Here is a 23,094-nt window from a genome sequence, read left to right as displayed (position 1 = left end):
ACAAACATCATGGAAACGACAGAGAAGTCGCTACGACGAACGCTCGACCGGTTGTTCGTTCCGTTGACGGTCGGTCCGACGCTGATCTGGATCGCCGCGATCATCGTCTATCCGACGCTCAAGCTCCTGTGGTCGAGCCTGTTCTGGGAGAATCCGCTCACCCGAGAGTCGGAGTTCGTGGGCCTGCGGAACTTCAAACGACTGCTACTCGACCCCAGCGGCACGCTGGGCATGTTGAACCCGAGTTTCATCGCGTTCACGAAGAACACCATCATCTACGTCGGCTGCAGCGTCACGTTTTCGTTCCTGCTCGGCCTCGGCATCGCGATCCTGCTCAACAAGGACCTCAAGGGACGCGGGTGGTTCCGGACGGCCGTGATCGTCCCGTGGATCCTCCCCTACGTGATGAGCGGGCTCATGTGGCGCTGGATGTTCGAGGCGAAAAACGGCGCGATAAACGGCCTCCTCGTCCAGACGGGCCTGCTTTCGGAGAAGATCGCGTTCCTGTCGGACGGAACGCTCGCGATGATGGCGTTGATTATTGCCGACATCTGGGTGTTCACGCCGTTCATCGTGATCATCCTGCTCGCGGGCCTCCAGAACGTCCCTGAGCAACTGTACGACGCCGCCGAAGTGGACGGCGCGAGCCGCTGGTCGCGGTTCCGGAACGTCACGTATCCGTTCCTGAAACCGTCGATCCTGGTCGCACTGACGATCCGCATCATCTTCGACATCAGGGCGCTCGATCTGGTCTGGGTGATGACGAAGGGCGGCCCCGGGAAGTCCACCGAGGTGTGGGCCTCCTGGCTCTACCGCACGTCGATGGAGTTCCAGCGAACCGGTGAGGGAGCCGCGCTGGGCGTCATCATGCTGGCGGTCACGTTCGCCATCGTGGCGATCCTCTACTCGGTCTTCGGAGGGACACCCTACGATTCATGAGCACGAAAGATTCAAACTTCAGTCGAGTCGCTACGCGCCTCGGTCTCAACACGGACGACGTGTGGCCGAGCGTCGTCAGGGAACGCCTGCTCGCGTACGGGTTGTTGCTCCTGTACGTGGTCGTCATCTGGTTCCCGATATACTACATCTTCATCACCAGCCTGAAGACCCAGAGCGAGGTTCTCACGCTCCCGATCACGTTCTTCCCGCAGGAGCCGACGGCACAGAACTACGTCGACATCTTCCGGAATCGGCCGTTCGAGGCGTACACGATCAACAGCCTGATCGTCGCGACGACCACGACCGTCATCTGCGTCACGCTGGGCACGATGACCGGGTACACGTTCTCGCGACACGATTTCCTCGGGAACAAGGCGCTGTTGCTCTCGATCGTCGCGGCGCGGATGATTCCGCCGATCGCGCTGATCGTGCCGTTCTTCCAGATCATGTCGAGTCCGCCGCTGATCGGCGGGCTGACGGGCAACTTGACCGACACGCGAGTGGCGCTCATCCTGACGTACACGTTCTTCAACCTGCCGTTCGCGGTCTGGATCATGAAGAACTACTTCGACGGGGTGCCGACGTCGCTCGACGAACAGGCGAAGGTCGACGGCTGTTCCACCTGGGAGGCGTTCGTGAAAATCATCCTCCCAGTTGCCAAACCCGGGATCGCCGCCACGGCGATCCTCGCGTTCATCTTCTCGTGGAACGAGTTCATCTTCGCACTGGTGCTCACCCGGAGCGAAGCCTCCCAGACGTTACCGATCGCCGTCTCCCTGTTCGTCGCCGACGACTTCGTCGACTGGTCACACCTCGCCGCTGGCGGCATGATCGCCGCGCTACCCGGCATCCTGTTCGGGTTGTTCTTCCAGCGGTACATCGTGAGCGGCCTGACGCAGGGCGCGGTGAAAGAATGAGTTCGAAATCAATGCACCTACGACACACGACTACGGGCGGTGGTATAGATGGCTGAAGTACGTCTCGACGATCTGGTAAAGCGGTTCGACGACATCGTCGCCGTCGACGGCGTCTCGCTCGAGATTCCCGACGAGAGTTTTACCGTGCTGGTGGGCCCGTCGGGCTGTGGCAAGACGACGACGCTGCGGCTGGTCGCCGGCCTGGAGCGTGCGAGCGGCGGGACGATCGAGATCGGCGACGAGGTCGTCAACGACCGACGCGCGTACGAGCGCGACATCGCCATGGTGTTCCAGAACTACGCGCTCTACCCGCACAAGACGGTCCGCGGGAACATGCGCTTCGGGCTGGAACAGCAGGGCGTCGACGAGGAGACGATCCAGGAGCGCGTCGCGGAGGCCGCGAACTTGCTCCAGATCGACGACCTGCTGGATCGGAAGCCGGCCGAACTCTCCGGCGGGCAGCAACAGCGGGTCGCGCTCGGGCGCGCGATCGTCCGCAAACCGGACGTCTTCCTGATGGACGAACCGCTGTCCAACCTCGACGCGAAGCTCCGCGTCCAGATGCGCGCCGAGTTGAACAAACTCCACGACAAACTCTCGACGACGACGGTGTACGTCACCCACGACCAGGTCGAGGCGATGACGCTGGGCGACCAGATCGCCGTCATGAACGACGGCCAGATCCAGCAGGTCGGTCCGCCGACGTTCGTCTATTCCAACCCGCGGAACCTGTTCGTCGCGGACTTCCTGGGGTCGCCGAGCATGAACTTCCTCGAGGGAACGGTTCGCCGCCACGAGGACGGCCTCGCCGTCGACCTCGACTCGTTCCAGCACGAGGTGCCCGACGAGTACCACTGGGCGCTCGAGGACTCGATCGGCGACGACGTCGTCCTCGGGGTCCGCCCCGAGGACGTAACCCTGCGGCCGGACGGACTGCCGGCGACGGTCAACGTCGTCGAACCGCAGGGCGAAAAGACCGTGCTCGAACTCGGCCTGGGCAACGGGACGACGATGAAGGCGTCGATCGAACCGGGGGGACCGGTCGAGGTCGACGACCGCGTCAGCGTCGAGTTCGATCGCCGCTCGCTCCACTATTTCGACTCCGAGTCCGGCGAGTCGCTCACGTTCGATCGCGAGCACGAGACCGAGGCGGAAAGCGGAGAACAACTCGCGTGACGGCGATCGACACGGAGACGCTCGCGGAGTTCGCCCCGCTGGCCCTCGGTGTCGCGCTCGTCCTGATCGCGACGTACAACTACCTGCAGGGGATCTACGGCGGTGCGATCGTCGCCGGCGTCGGCGCGATCGTCACGTTCGCTCTCACCGTCCTCTCCAGCAGGCAGAGTCGGTCAGAAACGTTCAAGAACACATAAGGTCACGGGGTCGAAACTCCTAGCCTAACGAACAGCTCTCTCCCCGCTCAGGTATGCTACCCAAACAACGGAAACGCGAGATCGTCGAGGTCGTCTCGGCAGAGAACGGACGGACCGTCACCGAACTCGCCGAGGAACTCGGCGTCTCCGAGGCGACGATCCGCCGCGATCTGCAGGATCTCGAGTCGGACGGACTGATCGAGCGCTCTCACGGCGGTGCGCTCCCGACGTCGAGCGTCGCCGAGGAACGAACGTACAGCCAGAAACAGGTCCAGAACCTCGAGGCGAAACGCGCCATCGGCGACCGCGCGGCCGGGGAAATCCACGCGGGACAGGTCGTCTTCTTCGACTCCGGCACGACGACCATCGAGGTCGCGAAGGCCGCCCCTGACGTCGAGTTCATCGCGGCGACGAACTCCCCACTGATCGCGATGGAACTGGGCGAACGCGGCGACGTGAAGCTGACCGGCGGAACGCTTCGCGAACAGACCTGGGCGCTGGTGGGGCCCACCGGCGAGCAGTTCCTCGAGCGGACGAACTTCGACACCGTCTTCCTCGGGACGAACGCCATCCACCCCGATGCGGGCCTGACGACGCCGAACGAGGACGAAGCGCGGATGAAGTCGCTGATGGTGGAGAAATCTCAGCGAGTCGTCCTCGTCTCGGACGGCTCCAAACTCGGCCGGCGGAGTTTCGTCCACTTCGCCGACCTCGCGGACATCGACGTGTTCGTGACCGACGCGACGCTACCCGACGAGCAGCGCGAACCGTTCGAGGCGGCCGGCGTCGACGTCGTCGACGGGGTGGTCCGGTGATCCTGACCGTCACCCTCAATCCCGCCGTCGATCACACGATCACCGTCGAGGGGGACCTCGATGCCGACGTGGTCAAGCGGGCGAGCATGTCCCAGTACGACCCCGGCGGCAAGGGGATCAACGTCTCGAAGTACCTCCACGGCCTCGGCGTCGAGACGGTGGCGACCGGTCTCACCGGCGGCTTCCTGGGGTCGTACATCGAGGAGCAACTCGCCCGCCAGAAGATCCCGAACGACTTCGTCGAGATGGGCGGGTGTACGCGCCTCAACACGACGATCCTCAGCGACGAGGAGGAGTACAAGATCAACCAGTCGGGCCACAACGTCAAGAAGGAGACCATTCGGGAGGTCGTCGCGAAGGTCAGCGAGCACGACCCCGAGATGGTCGTCGTCGCGGGAAGCCTCCCGCCGAACCTGGGTCCGGCGACGATCGATCGCATCGCCAGCGCCGGTTCGTGGCGGACCGTCGTGGACGTTCAGGGGGATCTGCTGAAGGGACTTCGAAGCGAGTACTTCGCGTGCAAGCCCAACCGTCGCGAACTCGGGACGGCGACGGGAATGCCGGTTCACTCCGTCGAGGAGTGCGTAGAGGCGGCCCAGTCGCTCCGCGAGGAGGGGTTCGAACACGTCGTCGCGTCGCTTGGCGAGGATGGCGCGTTGCTGGCCTCACCGGAGGGCGTCTACCGGGCGGACTCCCGGAACGTCGAGGTCGTCGACACCGTCGGCGCGGGCGACGCGCTACTCGCGGGCGTCCTCTCGACGTTCGCGCGCGGCCAGTCCGGAACCGCCGCCCTTCGCATGGGCGTGACCGTCGCCGCCGAGGTCGTTTCGGTTCCGGGAACGACCGTTCCCGAGATGTCCGGCGTCCGTTCGGAGTCGACCGACGTTCCCCTCTTCACGAGGTGACCCGTGACAGAGAAGCCCACGTCCGTTACGACTGCGATCTCCACCCACCTCAGGTCGGTGCGGAGGGATCTCATGACCGGGGTGAGCTTCATGATTCCCTTCGTCACTATCGGCGGCGTCTTCCTCGCCGTCGCCCGCGTCGTCGGCGGGGACGGTGCGCTCGAGCAGCCGGGTACTCTCGCGTGGTTCCTCGCCGAAATCGGCCGCGCGGGTCTCGCGCTCGTGGTTCCCGTGTTCGGCGCGTACGTCGCCTACGGAATCGCCGATCGACCCGGTCTCGCGCCGGGGTTCGTCCTCACCGCGATCGTCCAGGAGGGTGCGGTCGTCGAGCAAGCGGGACGGATCGTCGGCATCGAGACCGGCGGGACGGGGGTCGGCTTTCTCGGCGCGCTCGGCGTTGGCCTGCTTGCGGGGGCGCTCGTCGACCGTTTCGCTCGTGTCGACGTGCCGGACACCGTCGAACCGCTCGTACCCGTGCTCTTGCTTCCGGTCCTCGTAACCGGGCTGCTCGCTCCCGTCGTCATCTTTCTGCTCGCGCCACCGCTCGCACTCGCGACCGAGTGGCTCACCGCCCTCTCCCGGGACGCGGCCGGTCTGGAGGCGCTCGCGTACGGGGGCATCCTTGGCGCGATGATCGCGATCGATAGTGGCGGTCCCGTCAACAAGGTCGCGTACGTATTCGCCGTGACGCTGATCACCGAGCAGATCTACGGGCCGATGGCAGCGGTGATGATCGCCGGGATGGTGCCACCGCTCGGACTCGCACTGTCGACCGTCGTCGCTCCGCACAAGTACCCCGAGGAGCGCTACGAAACCGCCAGGGCCGCCGTGCCGATGGGACTGTCGTTCGTCACCGAGGGCGTGCTCCCCTACGCAACGGCCGATCCGGGACGGGTCGTTCCGAGCATCGTGATGGGGAGCGCGACCGCGGCCGCCACTGCGATGTGGCTCGGGGTCACGATGCCCGCGCCCCACGGCGGCATCCTCGTCGTCTTCCTCGCGAACAGCTGGCTCCTGTTCCTGGCGTGTCTCGCCCTCGGGACGGCCGTCACGGCCGCGATAGTGACGGTCGTCAAACCCGAGTACGAGGAAAACGCGGCCGCGATCGAGGCGGTCCGGAAGAGCGACTAACTAAACCACAGTACCAGTATACTACGCCCATGGACGACATCGACGCCGTACTCGCGCCGGAGCTACTCACGCTCCAGGAACCGCCGACGAGCAAGGACGCGTGCATCGAGTACCTCCTCGATCGCGCCGTCGAGGCCGATCGGGTCGCGGACCGGAGCGCCGCGCTCGAGGCCCTGCTCGCGCGGGAAGCGGAGACGGCGGCCGGGATCGGGAAGGGAATCGGCCTGTTCCACGCAAAGACCGACGCCGTCGTCCAGCCGACCATCGTGTTCGCCCGCTCAGACGAGGGCATCGACATCGACACGATGGACGGAGCGCCGGCGACGCTGCTGTTCCTGTTGCTCGTCCCGTCCGACAGCACCGAGGCCCACCTCTCGATACTCAGTTCGCTCTCGCGTGCGCTCATGCACGACGACGTGCGCGCGGGTCTGCACGACGCGGCGTCCCCCGCGGAGGTCCGGGCCACCCTCGTGGAGGCGGTCGCGTGATGGAGCGAATCGTCACCGTCGTCCCGGCGGACGGACTCCACGCGCGCCCGGCGGCGACGTTCGTCGAGACCGCGACCCGGTTCGACGCGGACGTGCAGGTCGCGCCCGTCGACGGCGACCCGGTGAACGCGGCGAGCGTGCTCGCCGTCACGAGTCTCGGCGTCGCGAGCGGGGCCGACGTTCGAATCGTCGCCGAAGGAGACGACGCCGAGGCGGCGCTCGACGCGCTCGAGGCGGTCCTCTCGTCCCCCGAAGCGGAATCCGAAACTTGAGGCCGCGTCCGGAGACGAGCACGCGAACCGGGCGATCGAGACGACCACGAAGACTACGGTTCGTGAGTACGTAGCGGAGCGGTAACACATGAAGTTCGTCGCAGTTACGTCCTGTCCGACCGGGATCGCGCACTGTCAGATGGCAGCCGAGAACCTGGAGCAGGTCGCGGCGGCGAACGATCACGCGATCGACGTCGAGGTGCAGGGGGCCATGGGCCAGGAGAACGAACTCTCGAGCGAGGCGATCGCGGCGGCCGACGCCGTCATCGTCGCCACCGACACGTCGATCACGCGCGACCGCTTCGAGGGAAAACCGCTCGTCGAGGGGTCGGTGAAAGACGCTATCGCCGACGCCGAGGGGCTTCTCGAACGGGCGATCGCGGAAGCCGACAGTCACGCGACCGCGGCGACCGACGACGCGGAGTCGACCGAAGCGACCGACGATAGCGACTCGGATACTGCTTCCGATGGCAGGCCTGCCGCCGATCCGGTTGGCCTGTCTGCCACCTCACGCCGTGGCGAGGATCGATCGAGCGGACTGTTCGCGCGCCTCAAGCGGCTGTTTTCCTGATCCGGTTCCGTCTCCGAGGGGTAGACGCGACGGTCGTTTCCGATCGTTCCGGCCGGAGACTTAACACGGGGAACGTGGTAGCGCCGGCCATGACCCGAGACGACACCCGTGCCGGCGTCGACTCCCGCGTCGTCGAGACCGATCGCCTCGAGACCCACGTCCTCGAGGCGGGCGATCCTGACGGGCCGTCGGTCGTCTTCCTGCACGGGAACGTCTCCTCGTCGCGATTCTTCGAGGACACGCTCGTCGACCTGCCGGCGACGTATCACGGGATCGCGCCCGACATGCGAGGGTACGGCGATTCGGAGACGAAGCCGGTCGACGCGACGAACGGTCTCGGCGATTTTGCGGGCGACCTGCGTGCCGTTCTCACTGCCCTCGAAATCGACGGGCCGGTGACCCTCGTCGGGTGGTCGATCGGCGGCGGCGTCGCGATGCGGTACGCGATCGACCACCCCGACGTGGTCGACGCGCTCGTACTCGTCAACCCGGTCTCGCCGTACGGGTTCGGCGGGACGAAAGACGTCGAGGGGACGCCGTGTTTCGACGACTACGCCGGGTCGGGCGGCGGCATCGGCAACGACGAGTTCGTCTCGGCGCTCGCCGATCGCGTGCGGGACCCGTCGGGCGAGGCCTCGCCGCGGAAGATCCTGCGGACCTACTACGTCGATCCGACCCACGAGTTCGACCCCGATCGCGAGGAGTCGTACCTGACCGGGATGCTCGATACGGTCACGGGCGACGAGAACTACCCGGGGTCGGCGATCGAGAGCGAGAACTGGCCGGGGGTCGCCCCGGGCGACACCGGGGTGAACAACGCCGTCTCGCCGAAGTACTGCACGCTCGACGAGATCGCCGACGTCGAGGACCACGAGAAACCGCCCGTGCTCTGGATTCGCGGCGACTCCGACCAGATCGTCTCCAACGAATCCATGTTCGACCTCGGGACGCTCGGCCGGATGGGACAGGTCCCCGGGTGGCCCGGCGAGGACGTCTTCCCGCCGCAACCCATGGTCGACCAGACCAGGGCCGTCCTCGACACCTACGCCGATCGCGGCGGCGAGTACGAGGAGGTCGTCTTCGGCAACACCGGCCACACGCCGCACGTCGAGGTACCGGGGGACTTCATGGACCGTCTGGTGGAATTTCTCGAGTAACTGCCGTCGACTCGGCGCTCCGCAGTCGGTTCATACGGACCGCTGTACTCAGTTCCGGCACAACCGCGACCCGTCCGGTTGCGCCGGTACATCGGTACAGGAATCCGTATCAGACTACGTCGAGCGTCTCCCTGTCGGCCCCGGCGAGTTCGACCAGCGCGTCGGCCTCCAGCAGGTGACAGTCGCCGGGGATCACGAGCAGGTGGAGCGGGTCGCCGAACTCCCGGTCGGCGAGGTCGGTCATCGTGCCAGCCTCGACAAGCGGGTCGGGACTGCCCGCCCGGGCGACGACGACGCCGACGAGGTCGGGATACTCCTCGTCGAGCAGGTCGGCGCCGACGTCGGCCGTCATGTACTCCTCGCGGTCCTCGCGATCGGCCTTTATATCCAGGTAGACGACCGTGTGGAGTCCGTCGGCCCGATTCTCGTCGATCGTGTTCGTCACGCTCGCGGGCAGCCCGTCGGCCCCGTGAGCGTAGGGAAACGGCAGGGTGGTCGCCTTGCCGAAGCGGTAGTTCTGGAGGCCGGTCAGCGCGCTGGTCGCCGTCTGGGCCGTCACGCCGTGGATCACGCGCGTGTCGATCCCCCGCTCGTGTGCCCGGAGTCGGAGGTCGACGTGGGTCGTCGAGATCATCGTGTCGCCGGCCGTCAGGAAGGCCACGTCCTCGCTCTCGGCCGCCGCGAGGATGTCCTCGGGGTGCTGTTCGACGCCGGCGCGGTCCCGGACTTCGATCGACACGTCGTGGTACGCCTCGAGGTCGTCGATCGACGTCCCGATCAGCCGGCTAGTGTAGAACTCGGCGTAGGCGTGATCGGCGCTCCGGAGCGCCTCCTGGCCCTCGACGGTGATCGATCGCTCGTCGTAGAGTCCGAGGCCGATGAAGGTGAGCATGGGGACACGTACTGCGAGCGGCGGGAATACCCTTTCGAGACGGGTCGTGGCCGGGTGATCGCGATCCGACCGCTCGTCCGTCGTCGACGATCGCGACCGCCTCGATCTCACGGGCTAGAACGAGAGGTGCGACGTCGAGGCGGGTCCGTCGTCGTCATCGTCCTCGTCCGCGCCGATCGCGCCCGCGTGGGCGAACGACACTTCGTCGTCGGTGAGGTAGACGGTGCCGTCCTCGACCGCGATGTCGATCGGCGGGAGGGTCGTGTCGGCGGCCTTGCCGTTGTCGCAGTAGCCCGTACAGGCGTCGAACAGCGAGCCGTGTTTCGGACAGATGATCCGGCCGTCGCGCATCGCGACGCCGCGGCCGGTATCGAACCGCTGGGCCTCGTGCGTACAGCGGTTGATCCACGCCTCGACGCCCTCGTCGGTCGCAGGCCGACTGCTAGTCGAGTTCTGTTCGGCGCTGTCGTCAGCGGAGTTCCCGCGCTGACTGGCTATCGAGTTCTGCTCGACGCCGTCCTCGCACGGAACGAGGATTACCTCGTCCTGGTTTCCGTACCGATCCCAGATCGTGAACAGCCACGATCCCTCCTCGTGGACCGTTTCGACGGTCGTCAGCTCCGTCCGATCGGCCATGCTACCGCCCACGTAGGGACGGGGTCCTGAAAATTCTTCACGATCCGACGGCTCGATCGGCGTCGCCGACCGCGACGCGGCGTCGATCGATCGACGGCCCGATCGTCTCGAAGCGTCACCGTTACGGCGACCCGTCTCCGACTCCGGGTATGGAGGTGCCGTGCGTCCGCGTCACGCGCGAGGAGGGCGAAGCGACGCGATCGCGACTCGCCGACGCGGACCTGATCGACGACGACTACGAGATCGACGTCGAGGATGGGGAGCTCTACATTCCGGTTTCCGATCCCGACGCGGTCCCGGCGGAGTTTACGGTCGTCTCGCGGGCGGTCCCGGAACGCCGGTCCCAGACGATGCCCGCCGATCTGCTCGGGTTCGAACCGTCCTACGAGCGCCTCGGCGACGTGGTCCTGCTCGACGAGGACAGCCAGGAACGCGCCCTCGAGATCGCCCAGGCGATCGTCGACTCGGACCTGCCGGTCGAGACGGTCGTCAACAAGCGATCGAAGGTGAAAGGCGAGACGCGGGTCCGCGACTGGGAGGTGCTCGCGGGCGAGGGGACCGAGACGGTCCACCGGGAGTACGGCTGCGAGTTCGCGCTGGACCTCGACGCGGTGTACTTCTCGCCGCGGCTGGCGACCGAGCGCCACCGCGTCGCCGAGCAGGTCTCGGCCGACGATCGGGCGGTCGACATGTTCGCGGGCGTCGGTCCGTTCGTCGTCCCGTTCGCGAAACGCGGCGCGGAGTGCGTCGGCGTGGACATCAACGAGGACGCGATCGAGTACCTGCGGAAGAACGCGCGCCGGAACGGCGTCGCGGATCGCCTCACGGCCATCCACGGCGACGTCCGCGAGGTCGCCGGCGAGTACGCGGACTGGGCGACGCGACTCGTGATGAACCTGCCTCACAGCGCCGACGAGTTCCTCGACACCGCCGTCGAACTCGCGGGCGACGAGTGCGTGGTCCACTACTACGACATCCAGCACGAGGACGACCCGTTCGGGCCGGGCGAACGCGCGATCCGCGCGGCCGCACGACCCGAGTACGAGGTCACCGTCGAGAACCGCCGCGTCGTCCGCTCGTACGCACCCCACGAGGAGAACGTCTGTCTGGACGTCCGTCTGGAGCGATCGACCACGCAATAGCCTCACACGACCGGTCCGATTCGCAACCCTTATGGCTGGTATCGATCCTACGAATAAACGCGTACCGCGCCGGTGTAGCTCAGACTGGCAGAGCGAATCCTTCGTAAGGATTAGGTCGAGGGTTCAAATCCCTCCACCGGCTCTTTCTGCCGAACGAAGTGAGGCTGAAAAGCCGCAGGGAGGGATTTGAATCAGGGAGGAGCTTCGCTCCGACCGTGGTTCACAATCCCCTCCACCGGCTTATTTTTCGGCGACCAAACCCGTGAGCCGGTACTACGTTCTGGAGGGATTTGGACAAACGAAGTCGAATCGCGAGCGTCGCGGCCGATCGGCGTCGGACACCACGGATCGAGTTCGAGACCTGATGATTCCCTCGAACGGCTACAGGAACGCCGAGAGCGCGAGCACGATGGCGATCGCGATCGCGGGGTAATCGAGCCGCCCGAACGACAGCGCCGGGAGCGTCGGATTCCACGCGAAACAGCGTGCCTGGAGCGCGAGCGAGAGTCGATCGGCGCGGTCGAACGCGCGTTCGAGGCCGAGGACGCCGATCGTGCTGGCGCGCTCGACGGCGCTCCGTTCGGTGCCGAGGCGTGCGGCCATGGCGTCCTGGATCGTCCGGAGGTCGGCCCGGAGCACCGGGAGGAACCGGAAGACGAGCGCGACGCCGATCCCGAGTAGCTGACCGGGTTTGCCGGGGATCGTCCGCTGGATCGCGGCGCGGGAGTGGCGAACCGGCGTCGATCGGACGTAGGCGGCGCTGACGAGCAGGACGAGCAGGACGCGATAGCTTGCGCGAGCCGACGCGAGGCCGTCGCCGACGTCGATCCAGGGCGCGCCGAGGGTCACCGCTGCGACAATGGGGGCGATCGCGAGAATCACCAGCGCGAAGCGGTAGGCGACGAGCGTCCGCCACAGCGGGACCCGCGCGGCCGCGAGGAGGAGCGCGGCCACGACCGAGAGCGCAAGGAGGGCGCGCGGACTCGTGTGGGCCAGCGCCGTCGCGGCGAACCCCATCTGGACCGCGAGCTTGGAGCGGGGATCGAGCCGGTGCGCGATCGTCTCGTCGGGTTCGTAGGTGAGCATCGCTTACTCGTGGGGTCGTCGCGAGCGTGGCACCCGTACCGGGAGGTCGGCGAGTTCGTCGAGCGCGCCGGGGGACGTCCCGTCGACGACGACGCGGCCGTCCCGCATGGCGATCACGCGATCGGCCAGCGGGATCACGTCGCGGAGGTCGTGGGTCGCGAGGACGACGCCCGTCCCGTCGTTCGAGAGCGACGCGAGCCGATCGAGGACGGACCGGCGTGCGGGGTCGTCGAGCCCGGTGAACGGTTCGTCGAGGACGAGGTGGGACGGGTCCATCGCGAGCGCGCCCGCGATGGCCACGCGGGACTGCTCGCCGCCCGAGAGGGCGTCGATCAGATCGGTCTCGCGGCCGGTCATGTTGACGGCGGCGAGCGCCGACTCGACGCGGCGATCGATCTCCGCGCGCGGGAGGCCGAGGTTCTCGGGGCCGAAGGCGACGTCGGAGCCGACGGTCGCCGCGACGAACTGGTCGCGCGGGTGCTGGAAGACCATCCCGACGGTCGAGCGAGCACCCACCAGGTCGTCCCGGACGGGCGTGCCGTCGACGCGGACCGTTCCCGAATCGGGTTCGAGGAGGCCGTTACAGTGACGGCACAGGGTGGTCTTCCCGCTCCCGTTCGCGCCCGCGAGCACGACGAATTCGCCGTCGTCGATCGTCAGGGAGACGTCATCGAGGACGGGGACGTCCTCGAACCCGAACGAGACGGCGTCGAACTCGATCATCCGCCGATCCCTCGCCGCCCGCTCATACCGGATCGAGTCGACCGCTCCGAACGATCGCGAGCGCGGCGGCGAGTTTGAGGAGGTCGGCCGGCACGAACGGCACCGCGACCGCGGCCGCGGCCTCCGGGAGACTCGTCGAGGCGATCCAGGCGAACCAGCCGACGCCGCCAGCGTAGATGACGAGGAGTCCGGCGAGCAGGCTCCCGACCACGAGCGGGACGGGGACGTCGGCAGGGTCTCGTGGTGAGACTTCCCGGTGGACGAGAAGGCCGATCACCAGGGCGCCGATCGGGAACGCCCAGAGGAACCCGGCGGTCGGCTCCGACAGGAGGACGCCGGGGCCGCCGGTCGCACCGGAGAACACCGGCGCACCCATCGCGCCGGCGGCGAGGTAGAGGCCGATCGAGAACGTTCCCCACAGCGGCCCGAGGTAGAGGCCGGCGAGAAAGACCACGAGTACCTGGAGCGTGACCGGTGCCGGCGACAGCGGGTACGGGATCGTGACGATGGCGGCCGCGCCCATCAACGCCGCCAGTAACGCGGCTCGAGCGACGGCTCTGACGGTTTCGCCTCCCACGAGATCGACGTCGGACTGTTCCGTTTCCATACCGCCGGATCGTTCGTATACCCGGATCAATACTTCGGTTTACGACACCGGTCTCGGTAGCGGGCGTCGCGCTCCCGCGTTCGAACGGGTCCGTGCACGAGCCGCGATCGGCGCGAAACACCGGGCTACCTGTCGGCTCCTGTGACTGTCCGGTAGCGTCGCGCGACGTGACTGCCCCCTCTTCGGACGGGACTTTCTCGGTCGGAGGAATGCGTTTCACACCGTAACGTCCGATTGTGTCCGCGATGCAACCGAAACGGACGGCGTCCTTATGCGCTCGTTCGATCCCTCGTGAGGGAGCCATGGGTTCGAGTAGTACGGCGGTACGGCGTGGGGGAGATCGGTGGACAGGATCGACGTTTCGATCGCGGACCGGGACTGCGGCCCGGGGCGAAGGGACGGGTTCGACGCGGATCGGGGTCGGTTCCACGACCTCGATCGGGGTCCAGACCGCGACCCGGAGGCGAGATGTATGAGACGATCGTCCGCGACGGCGGCGGTGGTGGTCCTCGTCACCGTCGGAATGGCCACGAGCATGCTCGCTCTGCCGCTCCTCGGTGGTGGGACCGGAAACGTCGGTGACGCGGGGGCCGACACGGACGGTGTCGTTTCGGCCGCTGACGGCCAACCGCAGTTCGATCACGGGGCGGCAGCCAGTGGGTCCGATGACGGTGCGGCGGTCACCCCGCTCGATCGCGGGGCGACGAACTCGCGACTGGTTTCGATGGAACCGACGACCGCGTCGGCGAGCGACGGCGGTCCCGCCGTCGCGTCGCTCTCGCAAGCACAGGAAGACGCCGTCGAGACCGGCGTCCAGGAGGGGATCGACCTCGTCCAGTCCCAGGGCGTCGAGGTGACCCAGGAGCAGGAGGCCGCCGCGATCGAGGGGGCGCGCGAGTCGGTCGCCCAGCACCAGGAGGCCTCCGTCGAGCAGGTCCAGGAGGCGACGAAAGGGGCGGTCCACGGCACGCTGATCCAGCAACAGCGCGTCGAAGTCGAGCAGGTCCAGTCGGCGGTCGGCGGGGCTACCGACGGCGCGCTGGCCCAGTACCAGACGGTCGAAGCGAGCCAGATGCAGAGCGCGACCTGGGGCGCGACACACGGCGCGATCGCCCAGAAACAGCGCGCGACCGTCGAGCAGATCCAGGTGGCGACCCGCGGTGCCGCCGCCGGGGCCGCGAGCGAGGCCGGCGACAAAGACGTCCGGGAACAGCCGAAGATCCAGGAGGCGGCCCAGGGGGCGGCCTACGGCGTGCTCGAGCAATATCAGAAGATCACGGTCGAACAGCGCCAGCGAACCACCCTGGAGCACGTCCAGAACGCCGCGGCCGGCGCATCTGCGGGCGCGCTCGACGGGAGTACGAGGGCGGCACTCGAAGGGGAGCAAGACGTCGACGTCGAACAGCGCCAGCGGGTAACGATCAAACAGGTCCAGAAGGCCGCCGCGGGCGCGGCGGCCGGCGCGATCGTCCAGAAACAGGCGGTTTCGGTCGAGCAGACACAGGCGGCGGCACGCGGTGCCGGGAGCGGGCCGCTGAAACAGGTCCAGCGGGTCACCGTCCGGCAGGTCCAGCGGATCTCCATCACGCAGATCCAGGAGGCGTCCTTCGGCGCGGCGAAGGGGTCGATCACCCAGAGCCAGGAGGCGACGGTCGAGCAGATCCAGGCGGCGGCCGACGGGGCCTCGCAGGGTGTGCTCGTCCAGCAACAGGAGGTTTCGATCACGCAGATCCAGTACGCCGCCCTCGGGGCCGCGAAGGGGTCGATCGAGTCGGCGGTCCAGCGCCAGATCGTCGAGGTCGAGCAGATCCAGGCCGCGGCACGCGGCGCCGGCGAAGGGGCCGTGATCCAGAAACAGATCGTCGACGTGGTCCAGGTACAGAAACTCGCCGAGGGAACCGCGGGCGGCGTGCTCGTCCAGCACCAGGAGGCGACGATCGAGCAGATCCAGATCGCGGCCCGCGGGGCGAGCCAAGAGACGGCCCGCGTGGTCCAGTTCCAGCGGATCAGCGTGACACAGCTACAGATCCTGAGCCAGGAGACGGCGTCCGACACGGCCGCCTTCGCCGTCGACGAGGGGGTCGACGGGGAGGCCGAACTCCGGCAGTTCGCGAGGACCGACTCCGAACAGCGACTCGAGGAGGTCGACGAACTCGAGGGCGAGGCGTCGATCGCGTTCGAGGACAGGGAGAGCGCCGGCGATCGCGTCGTGATCGACGAGGTCTCCCTCTCGGAGGGCGGCTTCGTGGCCCTCTACGCGGGAGACGACGTCGGTCTCGAACCCGACGCCGTCCTCGGCGTCTCGGAGTTCCTCGGGGCCGGCACGCACGAGAACGTCGAGATCCAACTCGACGACGCGATCGCCGAGGAGCAGCCGCTGGTCGCCGCTGTCCACCTCGACACGGACGACGACGGGGCGTTCGACTACGCCGACACCGGTGGCGAGGACGATCCGCCGTACGTGACGCCGGGCGGGTCGCCCGTCCTCGACACGGCAGTCGTAGCGGTCGGCGACGAGGGAGAAGTCGAAGACGGCGATGCGGAAGACGAGGCGGCCGAACCCGAGGGGACGCTGTCGGTCGCCAATCAGACGGGCGACGGCACGAACCTGACGATCGCGGAAGCGAACGCCTCGGTCGAGTACGTGCTCACGGCCGCGTACGATGGCGAGACCGTCGAGAGCGAGACGTTCGACGCGAACGAGTCGATCGAGAACGAGTCCCTCGACCTCGATCCGCCGATCGAGGAGAACACGACCGTCGACGTCGCGCTCGTCGGCCCGGACAGCGAGGAACTGACAAACGAGACGATCGAGTACGCGATCGCGGACGAGGCCGACGGAGACGACGAAGCGCCGGAGGCGTCGCTGACCGTCGAAGATCAGGACGGCGACGGTGGGAGCCTCGTCGTGGACGAGGCGACCGCCTCGGTTGAGTACGTCCTCACTGTGACCGACGAGGACGGTGAGCAACTGGGCGAGAGCGACGCGTTTGGCCCGGACGAAACGATCGAAAACGAATCCCTCGATCTGGAACCACCGCTCGAAGACGACGCGGCGCTCGAGGTCGCCGTCGTCGCGGCCGGCGAGGACGGTGACGACGCGACGCTCGCGAACGAGACGATCGAGTACACGGTCGAGGACGAAGCGCCGGAGGCGTCGCTGTCGGTCGAGAATCAGACGGGCGATGGCACGAACCTGACGGTCGAAGCGGCGAACGCCTCGGTCGAGTACGCGCTCACGGTGACCGACGAGGACGGCCAGGAGATCGGCGAAACGGGCCCGTTCGCTCCCGGGGACCCAATCCAGAACGAGACGATCGATCTCGACCCGCCGCTCGAAGACGATGCGACGCTCGAGGTCGCTGTCGTGTCCGCTGTCGATCCCGAGGCGGACCCCCTCGCGACCGAGACGATCGAGTACACCGTCGCCGAGGAGTTCGCCGTCGAGTACCTCGACTGTTCGAACGCCGAGGTGACCGGGACGTTCGAGGAGGGCGACGAGATTATCGTCACAACTGGCTTCTACGAGTCGGGCGCGGACGGCAACTCGATCGGCGAGTACGCGATTACCGTCGGCGAGGACGTGTCGGCCCCGTTCGACGGGACGTTCACCTACGAGACCGGCGAGGAGTTCGCCGTCACCGAGACGGAAGACGGGGCAACTGTCGAGGTTCCGTCGGGCGACTTCGGTGCTGCGATCACCGGCTTCGCCTCGCCCGACGCGACCCCCGGTGAAATCGATTATCCGAACCCGGACGCCGAGCAGTGCATCCTCGAGGTCCGGCCGGAACTGCCCGCGATCGGCGTCGTGGAGACGACGCCGACCGACGACGGAATCGACGTGACCTTCGGCTACGACAACTCCAACGACGCGCCCCTGATCGTCGGAAGCGAGTTCGTCGAGGGGACGACGGTCCAGGAGCCGATCGAGGAACTCCAGCCTGGAGAGAACACGTTCACCGTCGAGTGGACGCCCGAGTCCGACGACGAACGGCTCGTCTGGGAGGTCGACATGACCGGCTACGATTACGAGGAGGTGCTTACGGCTGAGACTGCCACTGCGGGCGAGATAGCGCCGTCAGACGCCGAAACTGGAGAAACAGGACCGGCCGACGAACCGGGAGAAGACGAACCGCCCGGATCGAACGATGAACCTGATGGGGAGACCGGTCCCGGCGACGGGGCCGACGGACCGGGCGCGGGTGACGGGCCGCCCGACGAGACACCTGGCGATGGGCCGCCTGACGAGACACCTGGCGATGGGCCGCCCGACGAACCTCCCGGCGGAGGTCCGGACGACTCTCCGGGTGAGGGACCGGGCGGTGATCCGTTCGGCAACCCCTTCGACGGAATTTCCGGCCTCGGGGCGACGTAACCGCCCATTCCGGCTACCGGTCTCGAATCGACGATCGATCGGAAAACGAGTGTTGCGCGTGATCGTCGTTCGATCCCGCCGGCCCTCAGTGCTGGTGGCCGGTCGCTTCGCCGAAGGTGACGCCGAACCGGTCCTCGAACAGGTCCATCACGCGTTCCTCCTGGGCCTCGAGTTCCGGGTCTGCCTCCTCGCCGTGGTGGACGAGGTGGTGAGCGCGGCTGGCGAACGACAGCAGCGTCACGTCGCCGATCGTCTCGGCGGTGCTCTGGTCGCCTTCCGCGACGAGGTCGACGAGTCCGCTCGGGATCGTCACGTCGTCGCTGGAGCCGTCGTCGGAACTGATCGAGATCGTCGTCGTGTCTACTTCGTCGGTCATACCACTACGCTCGTGAAGCGTGCCTAAAGGTGCTGTGGCTTGGGGCGACGTCGCCGGTATTCGGCCGTCGTGGCTTCCCGGTGACGTAACCCCCGTGTGTTTTTGCGCCTCGGCAACGAACGAAGGGGTATGCCGTCAGTCGAACTCGAGGAAGAGACGATCGAACGGCTGGACACGCTGCGCGTCGAGGACGAGTCCTACGACGAACTCGTGACCGAACTCATCAACATCTACGAGGCCAGCGAGTACACGATGTTCCGCGCCGGCGATTGAGCCGGTTCGTGCCTGTAGGGAAGGCGATTAAAGCGCGAGTGTCGTTCTTACTGGTCCTCGGCCGCGGTGCGTCGCACCGACTCCCACCGCCCGTTCGTCTCGAGGTGTGACTGCAGTTCGTCGGCGTACTCCTGGGTGAGCTGTTCGGCGGCCCGGCGTTGCTCCTCGTGTGACCCGCCGTCGTCGCCGCCGTCGAGTCCGAGCGCCCCCTTGATCGAGTCGAGGACGCCGCCGGACGATCGCGAGCCCGAACTGCCGGCCTGGCCCCCCATCGCACCCATCCCCGCCTGGATGTTGTCGAGTTCGGGGATGACCTGCTCGACCTTCTCCGTGTTGGCGACGATCCGCGCCCGATCCGGATCGTCCGGGTGTTCGATCTCGAACTCGGTCGCGGTCATGATCAGGCTCCACTGCTGGCTCGAGAACTGCGAGCCCTGGATCCGCGAGGAGAACTCCTGATCGACGGTCATCCGCGCCCCGACGATCCGGTCGGTCCACTGCGTGTCGCTCATGGCCCTCGATTGGGCCGGTGCCGGTATCAGCGTTTCCCTCGTCGGCGGGGCTGGCGGGACGCGGCCGGTCGATCGTGGATCGGTCCAGCCGTTTCGAAGTCGCCTCGCACTGGAACGCGGTTCGATCGAGTCGCCGACACTGATGGTCCGGATTCCCAATGTATGTTGGCACCATGGATAATGCCGGCAGTGTAAAACCGCCGACGTGCAACGGGGTCAGCGCCCCTGCGCGACCGGGACGACCCCGTTGCTGTGTCATCGCAGGCATCCCGACCCACTGGGGTTCGGCTTCCCCTCCGTTCCACCTTCTCCCCGCGGTTGCCGGTCGCCAGTCGGTAGACTGGATGCGAGTGAGACCTGCCCCGCGATCGGTCAGGAGTCGTCGTCAGGCGGGCGTTCCGAGAGGCGATCGAACCGGTCCTGGAGTCGCTCCCGTCTGTCGCGTTCCGCGTCGGGGCGGTGGGTCACCGCCCGGAGCGATCCGTCCGCGAGTTCGACGTCGAAGACGGCCCCGTCGTGGCGGCCGTCCAGCGGGAGTCGCTCCACGTCGACGGTGCGTTCGTCGACCACGGAACCCTCGTCCTCGAGCAGGAGCACCGCGGTGGTCTCGTCGACGATCCGGTCGAGCGTCGCAGTGTAGTGGTCGGTCATGGCGCTGTCAGTACGGTTCCGCGTCGAGGCTCGGTCGGTACGGTCGTCGATCGATCGATCGTCGGCTGGTCGGCCGTCGGCAGGTCGTTCGAGTCGCTCTCGGTCGTCGACGAGTCGTTCCCCCGGTGGTCGGTCCGGGGCGCGTGTTTCGCCTCGAGCAGATCCAGCGGATCCGTCGACGCGTCTCGTTCGGTCGTCATCGAAACGGTCCGGCCATCGGTCTCGAGTACGACGTCGCCGTGGACACCGGTCCAGTAGGTCCGGACGTTCCGATCGGCGAGCGACTCGAGCACCTCGTCGTGGGGGTGGCCGTACTGGGAGTCGGCGGCGCTCGAGACGATCGCGACCTGGGGGTCGACGGCGTCGAGGAACGGCTCCGTCGACGAACTCGAGGAGCCGTGGTGGCCGACCTGATAGGCGTCGGCGTCGATCTCGTGGCTCCGCTGTTCGACGAGTCGTTGCTCCGCGTCTCCGCCCGCGTCACCGGTTGTCAGGTAGGTGAACTCGCCGAACTCGATCGCGAGGACGAGACTGCTGTAATCGAGGTCGTCCGTCCGATCGGCAGTGTCCGCCGGCGGATGCACTACGCTCGCCTCGACGGCGTCGTTCTCGAGGGAGAGGTCGTAGCCGTCCCCGACTTCGAACAGGGTGACGTCGTAGCCCTCGACCGCGTCGAGGTACTCCTCGTAGGTCTGGCTCGTGTGGACGACTCCCGTGTCGTAGACGGCTCCGACGCCGTCGCCGTGCTCCTCGAAGTGCTCGATAACGGCGGCGTGCCCGCCGATGTGATCGGCGTGGCCGTGTGTCGCGATCAGGTGATCGACCCGATCGATCCCCTGGGACTCGAGATAGTCGATGACGTCTCGCCCGTCGTCCCGCCAGTCGCCCGAATCGATCAGGATCGTCTCGCCGTGTGGGGTGACGATCAGCGTCGCGTCGCCCTGCCCGACGTCGACGTGGTGTACCTCGAGTTCGCCGTCGAGATCTGCGTTCTCGGACTCGTACTCGTCGCTCGCGCCGAACCCGACGGCGTAGCCGGCGGAGACGACCAGTCCGGCGACGAGCACGACCACCAGTCCACGGCGCATATCCGGACGTGGGGGCGGACGAATATGTGGGTTGTGACTAGTTCACACTGGATGACAGTAGTCGCCTCGTCGCGACCGGCGGGCACGGATCGTCCCCCGTCGCGACTGCAGACGGGAACCGATCCCTCGCGTCTGTGGAACGTCGTCGCGACGGCGCTAGAACGCGTCGCCTTCGAGCGTCATCTCCGCGTGCAGGTCGGGCTTGACCGCGTCGTGGACCTTGCAGAGGTCGTTGGCTCGATCGAGGATCTTCTCGGCGGTCTCGTCGTCGACCTCGGCCTCGACCTGGATGTCGAACGCGATCGACTCGAGTTTGTCGTCGTCGTTGAGTTCGCCCGTCGACTCGATCGCCACGCGGCCGAGGTCGTCGACGCCGCGCTGTTCGCCGCCCACCCGGAGTGCGGGGACGTAACAGGACGCGTAGGCGGCCAGCAGTGCTTCGAGCGTGTCCGGCGCGTCCTCGCCGGTCGCGTCGATCGTCGTCTCGAAGTCACGAATCTCGTTCGTCGCGCTGAACCCCTCTTCGGAGACAGTAGTTACCTGTTTCGCCATGGCAGTCGAGACGACTACAGCCGACGGTGTAAACGTTGTTCTCGATTGCGGGACGGTTCGCCCCGGGTGAGAGCGAAGCGGTCCGATCGCAGCCGCTCATACGGACTGCTGTAGTCGGTACCGGAGCGACCGCAGGACCGCTCGCGGTCGCTCCGGAACACAGGTACAGCGGACCGTCTCACCCGAGGTCGAACGATTCGTCGCCCTCGAGTGCGACGACTTCGGCGTCGCTGCCGGTCGCGCGGAGCTCGCGAGCGAAGTCGTCGGGATCCTGCTCGATCGGCGGGAAGGTGTCGTAGTGCTGCGGGAAGGCGTAGTCGACGTCGAGCCAGTCGACGGCGACCGCGGCCTGCCACGGGCCCATGGTGAAGTGGTCGCCGATCGGGACGGCCGCCGCGTCGGGTTCGAGGTACGGGCCGACGACCTCGCGCATCTCGGTCATGAGGCTCGTGTCGCCGGCGTGGTAGAACGTCGTCGAGTCCTCGTCGGCCACCTGCGTGGGCTTCGTATCGGAGACGACGAAACCGGCGGGCATCCCCCCGCTCGCGTCGTTTTCGGTCATGATCCCGTTCGTGTGGTCCGCACGGACCATGGTCACGAAGGCGTCCCCGCACTCGACGGTGCCACCGAGGTTCATCCCCATCCCGCCGACGGCGTCTTCGAAGCCGAACTCCGCCTCGCAGTAGGAGACGAGTTCGGGCGTCGCCACCAGTGTCGCATCGGAAAACTCGCCGGCATGGGCGATGTGGTCGGCGTGGCCGTGGGTCAACAACACGTAATCGGGCGCCTCGACGTCCGACGGGTCCAGGTCGGTCTTCGGATTGTCGAAGAACGGATCGATCAACAACTCGGTGTCGCCAACGGTGACGTGCCACGTCGAGTGGCCATGCCAGGTGACTTGCATAGCATTCGACCGTTGGTCCGACGTAAACTTAAAATTGAGCGGGCCTGGTCCGGAACCCAGTCGGCCGACCGCCGTCCGTCGTCGACACGGGCGGGATCGACCGGAAATCGGCCCCTGAGATGGGTCGTGTACGATCACCAATGTTTATACGGGTGCCTTTGCTACGATAGCATGCCGCACGCGAACTGACACACCACGCATGCGGTCCGGTCGCGCACCCTGCGATCGTGCTACCAACGCGTCGAGCCAAGCGATCCGGGCGAGTTCACGACGGGAGCGATCCGCATCGATGCTCGACGAGGACGGCGACGGCGGGTGCCGGTCCCGCGATCGATCGGTACCCGCCGTCGATGCCGTACCGTTTTTTGTACGGGGTTCCTACGGGGACCATGCTCGCACTGACGCTCGAGGAGTTCATGGTGGAGTTGAACGACGGATCGATCAAGAACGTCGGCCCGAAGAACAAGTCTGCGACGGTCAAACTGTTCGACGTCGAGTCCGCCGAGGCGCGGGAGTTCGGCGACAAGCGCGTCAAACTCGTCTTCGAGGACGAGGACGACAACGAGATCCAGGTGTCGCTGTTTCCCGACGACGTTCGCAAAATCGCCGACGACATCGAGGCGCTCGAGGACGACTCCCCGGTATTCGAGTGAGGGTTCTACACGAACGTTCGTGAACGATCGGCGCGTTCGTCCCGAACGCATTCCGA

Annotated in this window: 26 protein-coding genes and 1 tRNA gene; 16 read left to right on the top strand and 11 right to left on the bottom strand. The window is 66.9% G+C overall.

Annotated elements, in window-relative coordinates; translation table 11 throughout:
* The first annotated feature begins 9 nt into the window (after nucleotides 1-9).
* The 11 genes from MUN73_RS08435 (at nucleotide 10) to MUN73_RS08385 (ending at nucleotide 8,568) form a co-directional block, all read left to right on the top strand.
* Entirely contained in the window at nucleotides 10-939 is a 930-nt protein-coding gene (locus MUN73_RS08435; protein WP_250140019.1) for a carbohydrate ABC transporter permease, read from the top strand.
* Complete coding sequence (locus MUN73_RS08430) at nucleotides 936-1,856, top strand: carbohydrate ABC transporter permease (RefSeq protein WP_250140018.1); 921 nt, start codon at nucleotides 936-938, stop codon at nucleotides 1,854-1,856. Before MUN73_RS08435 ends, MUN73_RS08430 begins: the two co-directional genes overlap by 4 nt.
* 48 nt (nucleotides 1,857-1,904) lie before the next feature.
* Nucleotides 1,905-3,032, top strand: coding sequence for an ABC transporter ATP-binding protein (locus MUN73_RS08425; RefSeq protein ID WP_250140017.1), 1,128 nt, complete (start codon nucleotides 1,905-1,907; stop codon nucleotides 3,030-3,032).
* Nucleotides 3,029-3,229, top strand: a complete 201-nt coding sequence (locus MUN73_RS08420) for a hypothetical protein (RefSeq protein WP_250140016.1) — start codon at nucleotides 3,029-3,031, stop codon at nucleotides 3,227-3,229. Before MUN73_RS08425 ends, MUN73_RS08420 begins: the two co-directional genes overlap by 4 nt.
* Before the next feature lie 53 nt (nucleotides 3,230-3,282).
* Nucleotides 3,283-4,044, top strand: a complete 762-nt coding sequence (gene glpR, locus MUN73_RS08415; RefSeq protein ID WP_250140015.1) for an HTH-type transcriptional regulator GlpR — start codon at nucleotides 3,283-3,285, stop codon at nucleotides 4,042-4,044.
* Complete coding sequence (gene pfkB, locus MUN73_RS08410) at nucleotides 4,041-4,949, top strand: 1-phosphofructokinase (RefSeq protein ID WP_250140014.1); 909 nt, start codon at nucleotides 4,041-4,043, stop codon at nucleotides 4,947-4,949. The genes glpR and pfkB overlap by 4 nt, the downstream gene beginning before the upstream one ends.
* Before the next feature lie 3 nt (nucleotides 4,950-4,952).
* A complete protein-coding gene (locus MUN73_RS08405; RefSeq protein ID WP_321575759.1) occupies nucleotides 4,953-6,080 on the top strand; it encodes a PTS fructose transporter subunit IIC in 1,128 nt (375 codons plus the stop codon).
* Nucleotides 6,081-6,109: 29 nt separating this feature from the next.
* Entirely contained in the window at nucleotides 6,110-6,568 is a 459-nt protein-coding gene (locus tag MUN73_RS08400) for a PTS sugar transporter subunit IIA (RefSeq protein WP_250140012.1), read from the top strand.
* A complete protein-coding gene (locus tag MUN73_RS08395) occupies nucleotides 6,568-6,840 on the top strand; it encodes an HPr family phosphocarrier protein (RefSeq protein ID WP_250140011.1) in 273 nt (90 codons plus the stop codon). The genes MUN73_RS08400 and MUN73_RS08395 overlap by 1 nt, the downstream gene beginning before the upstream one ends.
* 88 nt (nucleotides 6,841-6,928) lie before the next feature.
* The gene (locus MUN73_RS08390) at nucleotides 6,929-7,411 is read left to right on the top strand and encodes a PTS fructose transporter subunit IIB (protein WP_250140010.1); all 483 of its coding nucleotides are present in this window, start codon (nucleotides 6,929-6,931) and stop codon (nucleotides 7,409-7,411) included.
* Nucleotides 7,412-7,500: 89 nt separating this feature from the next.
* Nucleotides 7,501-8,568, top strand: coding sequence for an alpha/beta hydrolase (locus MUN73_RS08385; protein WP_250140009.1), 1,068 nt, complete (start codon nucleotides 7,501-7,503; stop codon nucleotides 8,566-8,568).
* A 109-nt stretch (nucleotides 8,569-8,677) separates the two neighbouring features.
* Here MUN73_RS08385 and dph5 read toward each other — a convergent pair whose 3' ends face one another.
* The gene (gene dph5 / locus MUN73_RS08380; protein WP_250140008.1) at nucleotides 8,678-9,460 is read right to left on the bottom strand and encodes a diphthine synthase; all 783 of its coding nucleotides are present in this window, start codon (nucleotides 9,458-9,460) and stop codon (nucleotides 8,678-8,680) included.
* 114 nt (nucleotides 9,461-9,574) lie between these two features.
* A complete protein-coding gene (locus MUN73_RS08375; RefSeq protein WP_250140007.1) occupies nucleotides 9,575-10,096 on the bottom strand; it encodes a Rieske (2Fe-2S) protein in 522 nt (173 codons plus the stop codon).
* A gap of 149 nt (nucleotides 10,097-10,245) precedes the next feature.
* Between MUN73_RS08375 and MUN73_RS08370 the strand changes: the two genes are divergently transcribed.
* Both MUN73_RS08370 and MUN73_RS08365 read left to right on the top strand, forming a co-directional pair.
* Nucleotides 10,246-11,238: a class I SAM-dependent methyltransferase gene (locus MUN73_RS08370; RefSeq protein WP_250140006.1), complete on the top strand. Its 993-nt coding sequence runs from the start codon at nucleotides 10,246-10,248 to the stop codon at nucleotides 11,236-11,238.
* A 68-nt stretch (nucleotides 11,239-11,306) separates the two neighbouring features.
* Nucleotides 11,307-11,380, top strand: a tRNA-Thr gene (locus MUN73_RS08365).
* 239 nt (nucleotides 11,381-11,619) lie between these two features.
* Here the strand turns inward: MUN73_RS08365 and MUN73_RS08360 are convergent.
* From MUN73_RS08360 to MUN73_RS08350, 3 genes are read right to left on the bottom strand one after another with little or no spacing between them, the layout of a single operon-like run.
* On the bottom strand, nucleotides 11,620-12,324 hold the full coding sequence (locus tag MUN73_RS08360; RefSeq protein WP_250140005.1) for an energy-coupling factor transporter transmembrane component T family protein: 705 nt from the start codon (nucleotides 12,322-12,324) through the stop codon (nucleotides 11,620-11,622).
* Nucleotides 12,325-12,327: 3 nt separating this feature from the next.
* Nucleotides 12,328-13,047: an energy-coupling factor ABC transporter ATP-binding protein gene (locus tag MUN73_RS08355; protein WP_250140004.1), complete on the bottom strand. Its 720-nt coding sequence runs from the start codon at nucleotides 13,045-13,047 to the stop codon at nucleotides 12,328-12,330.
* A gap of 22 nt (nucleotides 13,048-13,069) precedes the next feature.
* Entirely contained in the window at nucleotides 13,070-13,654 is a 585-nt protein-coding gene (locus MUN73_RS08350; RefSeq protein ID WP_250140003.1) for a biotin transporter BioY, read from the bottom strand.
* A 472-nt stretch (nucleotides 13,655-14,126) separates the two neighbouring features.
* On the opposite strand from MUN73_RS08350, the gene MUN73_RS08345 reads away from it, so the two are divergent.
* Complete coding sequence (locus tag MUN73_RS08345) at nucleotides 14,127-18,029, top strand: DUF7282 domain-containing protein (protein ID WP_250140002.1); 3,903 nt, start codon at nucleotides 14,127-14,129, stop codon at nucleotides 18,027-18,029.
* An 85-nt stretch (nucleotides 18,030-18,114) separates the two neighbouring features.
* Here MUN73_RS08345 and MUN73_RS08340 read toward each other — a convergent pair whose 3' ends face one another.
* The gene (locus MUN73_RS08340) at nucleotides 18,115-18,405 is read right to left on the bottom strand and encodes a DUF7545 family protein (RefSeq protein ID WP_250140001.1); all 291 of its coding nucleotides are present in this window, start codon (nucleotides 18,403-18,405) and stop codon (nucleotides 18,115-18,117) included.
* 129 nt (nucleotides 18,406-18,534) lie between these two features.
* On the opposite strand from MUN73_RS08340, the gene MUN73_RS08335 reads away from it, so the two are divergent.
* On the top strand, nucleotides 18,535-18,678 hold the full coding sequence (locus tag MUN73_RS08335; RefSeq protein ID WP_250140000.1) for a DUF7557 family protein: 144 nt from the start codon (nucleotides 18,535-18,537) through the stop codon (nucleotides 18,676-18,678).
* A 47-nt stretch (nucleotides 18,679-18,725) separates the two neighbouring features.
* Here the strand turns inward: MUN73_RS08335 and MUN73_RS08330 are convergent, their stop codons facing one another.
* From MUN73_RS08330 to MUN73_RS08310, 5 genes are all read right to left on the bottom strand, one after another.
* A complete protein-coding gene (locus MUN73_RS08330) occupies nucleotides 18,726-19,190 on the bottom strand; it encodes a DUF5799 family protein (protein ID WP_250139999.1) in 465 nt (154 codons plus the stop codon).
* A gap of 372 nt (nucleotides 19,191-19,562) precedes the next feature.
* Nucleotides 19,563-19,841: a DUF3006 domain-containing protein gene (locus tag MUN73_RS08325; RefSeq protein ID WP_250139998.1), complete on the bottom strand. Its 279-nt coding sequence runs from the start codon at nucleotides 19,839-19,841 to the stop codon at nucleotides 19,563-19,565.
* Nucleotides 19,838-20,929: a ComEC/Rec2 family competence protein gene (locus MUN73_RS08320; protein ID WP_250139997.1), complete on the bottom strand. Its 1,092-nt coding sequence runs from the start codon at nucleotides 20,927-20,929 to the stop codon at nucleotides 19,838-19,840. The genes MUN73_RS08325 and MUN73_RS08320 overlap by 4 nt, the downstream gene beginning before the upstream one ends.
* A 156-nt stretch (nucleotides 20,930-21,085) precedes the next feature.
* Nucleotides 21,086-21,481: an OsmC family protein gene (locus MUN73_RS08315; RefSeq protein ID WP_250139996.1), complete on the bottom strand. Its 396-nt coding sequence runs from the start codon at nucleotides 21,479-21,481 to the stop codon at nucleotides 21,086-21,088.
* Between the two features lie 178 nt (nucleotides 21,482-21,659).
* Entirely contained in the window at nucleotides 21,660-22,385 is a 726-nt protein-coding gene (locus MUN73_RS08310) for a metal-dependent hydrolase (RefSeq protein WP_250139995.1), read from the bottom strand.
* A 389-nt stretch (nucleotides 22,386-22,774) separates the two neighbouring features.
* Here MUN73_RS08310 and MUN73_RS08305 point away from each other — a divergent pair, with 389 nt between their 5' ends.
* Entirely contained in the window at nucleotides 22,775-23,038 is a 264-nt protein-coding gene (locus tag MUN73_RS08305) for a hypothetical protein (RefSeq protein ID WP_250139994.1), read from the top strand.
* Nucleotides 23,039-23,094: the final 56 nt, after the last annotated feature.

This window comes from Halosolutus amylolyticus, assembly GCF_023566055.1.
Lineage (GTDB): Archaea > Halobacteriota > Halobacteria > Halobacteriales > Natrialbaceae > Halosolutus > Halosolutus amylolyticus.
The sequence above is the reverse complement of the archived record's forward strand: the minus strand, read 5'-3'. Positions and strand labels throughout refer to the sequence as shown.

Coding starts and splice junctions, on each gene's coding strand:
- MUN73_RS08435 (WP_250140019.1), top strand. CDS start 10: ATGGAAACGACAGAGAAGTCGCTACGACGAACGCTCGACCGGTTGTTC.
- MUN73_RS08430 (WP_250140018.1), top strand. CDS start 936: ATGAGCACGAAAGATTCAAACTTCAGTCGAGTCGCTACGCGCCTCGGT.
- MUN73_RS08425 (WP_250140017.1), top strand. CDS start 1,905: ATGGCTGAAGTACGTCTCGACGATCTGGTAAAGCGGTTCGACGACATC.
- glpR (WP_250140015.1), top strand. CDS start 3,283: ATGCTACCCAAACAACGGAAACGCGAGATCGTCGAGGTCGTCTCGGCA.
- MUN73_RS08400 (WP_250140012.1), top strand. CDS start 6,110: ATGGACGACATCGACGCCGTACTCGCGCCGGAGCTACTCACGCTCCAG.
- MUN73_RS08395 (WP_250140011.1), top strand. CDS start 6,568: ATGGAGCGAATCGTCACCGTCGTCCCGGCGGACGGACTCCACGCGCGC.
- MUN73_RS08390 (WP_250140010.1), top strand. CDS start 6,929: ATGAAGTTCGTCGCAGTTACGTCCTGTCCGACCGGGATCGCGCACTGT.
- MUN73_RS08385 (WP_250140009.1), top strand. CDS start 7,501: ATGACCCGAGACGACACCCGTGCCGGCGTCGACTCCCGCGTCGTCGAG.
- dph5 (WP_250140008.1), bottom strand. CDS start 9,460: ATGCTCACCTTCATCGGCCTCGGACTCTACGACGAGCGATCGATCACC.
- MUN73_RS08375 (WP_250140007.1), bottom strand. CDS start 10,096: ATGGCCGATCGGACGGAGCTGACGACCGTCGAAACGGTCCACGAGGAG.
- MUN73_RS08370 (WP_250140006.1), top strand. CDS start 10,246: ATGGAGGTGCCGTGCGTCCGCGTCACGCGCGAGGAGGGCGAAGCGACG.
- MUN73_RS08360 (WP_250140005.1), bottom strand. CDS start 12,324: ATGCTCACCTACGAACCCGACGAGACGATCGCGCACCGGCTCGATCCC.
- MUN73_RS08355 (WP_250140004.1), bottom strand. CDS start 13,047: ATGATCGAGTTCGACGCCGTCTCGTTCGGGTTCGAGGACGTCCCCGTC.
- MUN73_RS08350 (WP_250140003.1), bottom strand. CDS start 13,654: ATGGAAACGGAACAGTCCGACGTCGATCTCGTGGGAGGCGAAACCGTC.
- MUN73_RS08345 (WP_250140002.1), top strand. CDS start 14,127: ATGAGACGATCGTCCGCGACGGCGGCGGTGGTGGTCCTCGTCACCGTC.
- MUN73_RS08340 (WP_250140001.1), bottom strand. CDS start 18,405: ATGACCGACGAAGTAGACACGACGACGATCTCGATCAGTTCCGACGAC.
- MUN73_RS08335 (WP_250140000.1), top strand. CDS start 18,535: ATGCCGTCAGTCGAACTCGAGGAAGAGACGATCGAACGGCTGGACACG.
- MUN73_RS08330 (WP_250139999.1), bottom strand. CDS start 19,190: ATGAGCGACACGCAGTGGACCGACCGGATCGTCGGGGCGCGGATGACC.
- MUN73_RS08325 (WP_250139998.1), bottom strand. CDS start 19,841: ATGACCGACCACTACACTGCGACGCTCGACCGGATCGTCGACGAGACC.
- MUN73_RS08320 (WP_250139997.1), bottom strand. CDS start 20,929: ATGCGCCGTGGACTGGTGGTCGTGCTCGTCGCCGGACTGGTCGTCTCC.
- MUN73_RS08315 (WP_250139996.1), bottom strand. CDS start 21,481: ATGGCGAAACAGGTAACTACTGTCTCCGAAGAGGGGTTCAGCGCGACG.
- MUN73_RS08310 (WP_250139995.1), bottom strand. CDS start 22,385: ATGCAAGTCACCTGGCATGGCCACTCGACGTGGCACGTCACCGTTGGC.
- MUN73_RS08305 (WP_250139994.1), top strand. CDS start 22,775: ATGCTCGCACTGACGCTCGAGGAGTTCATGGTGGAGTTGAACGACGGA.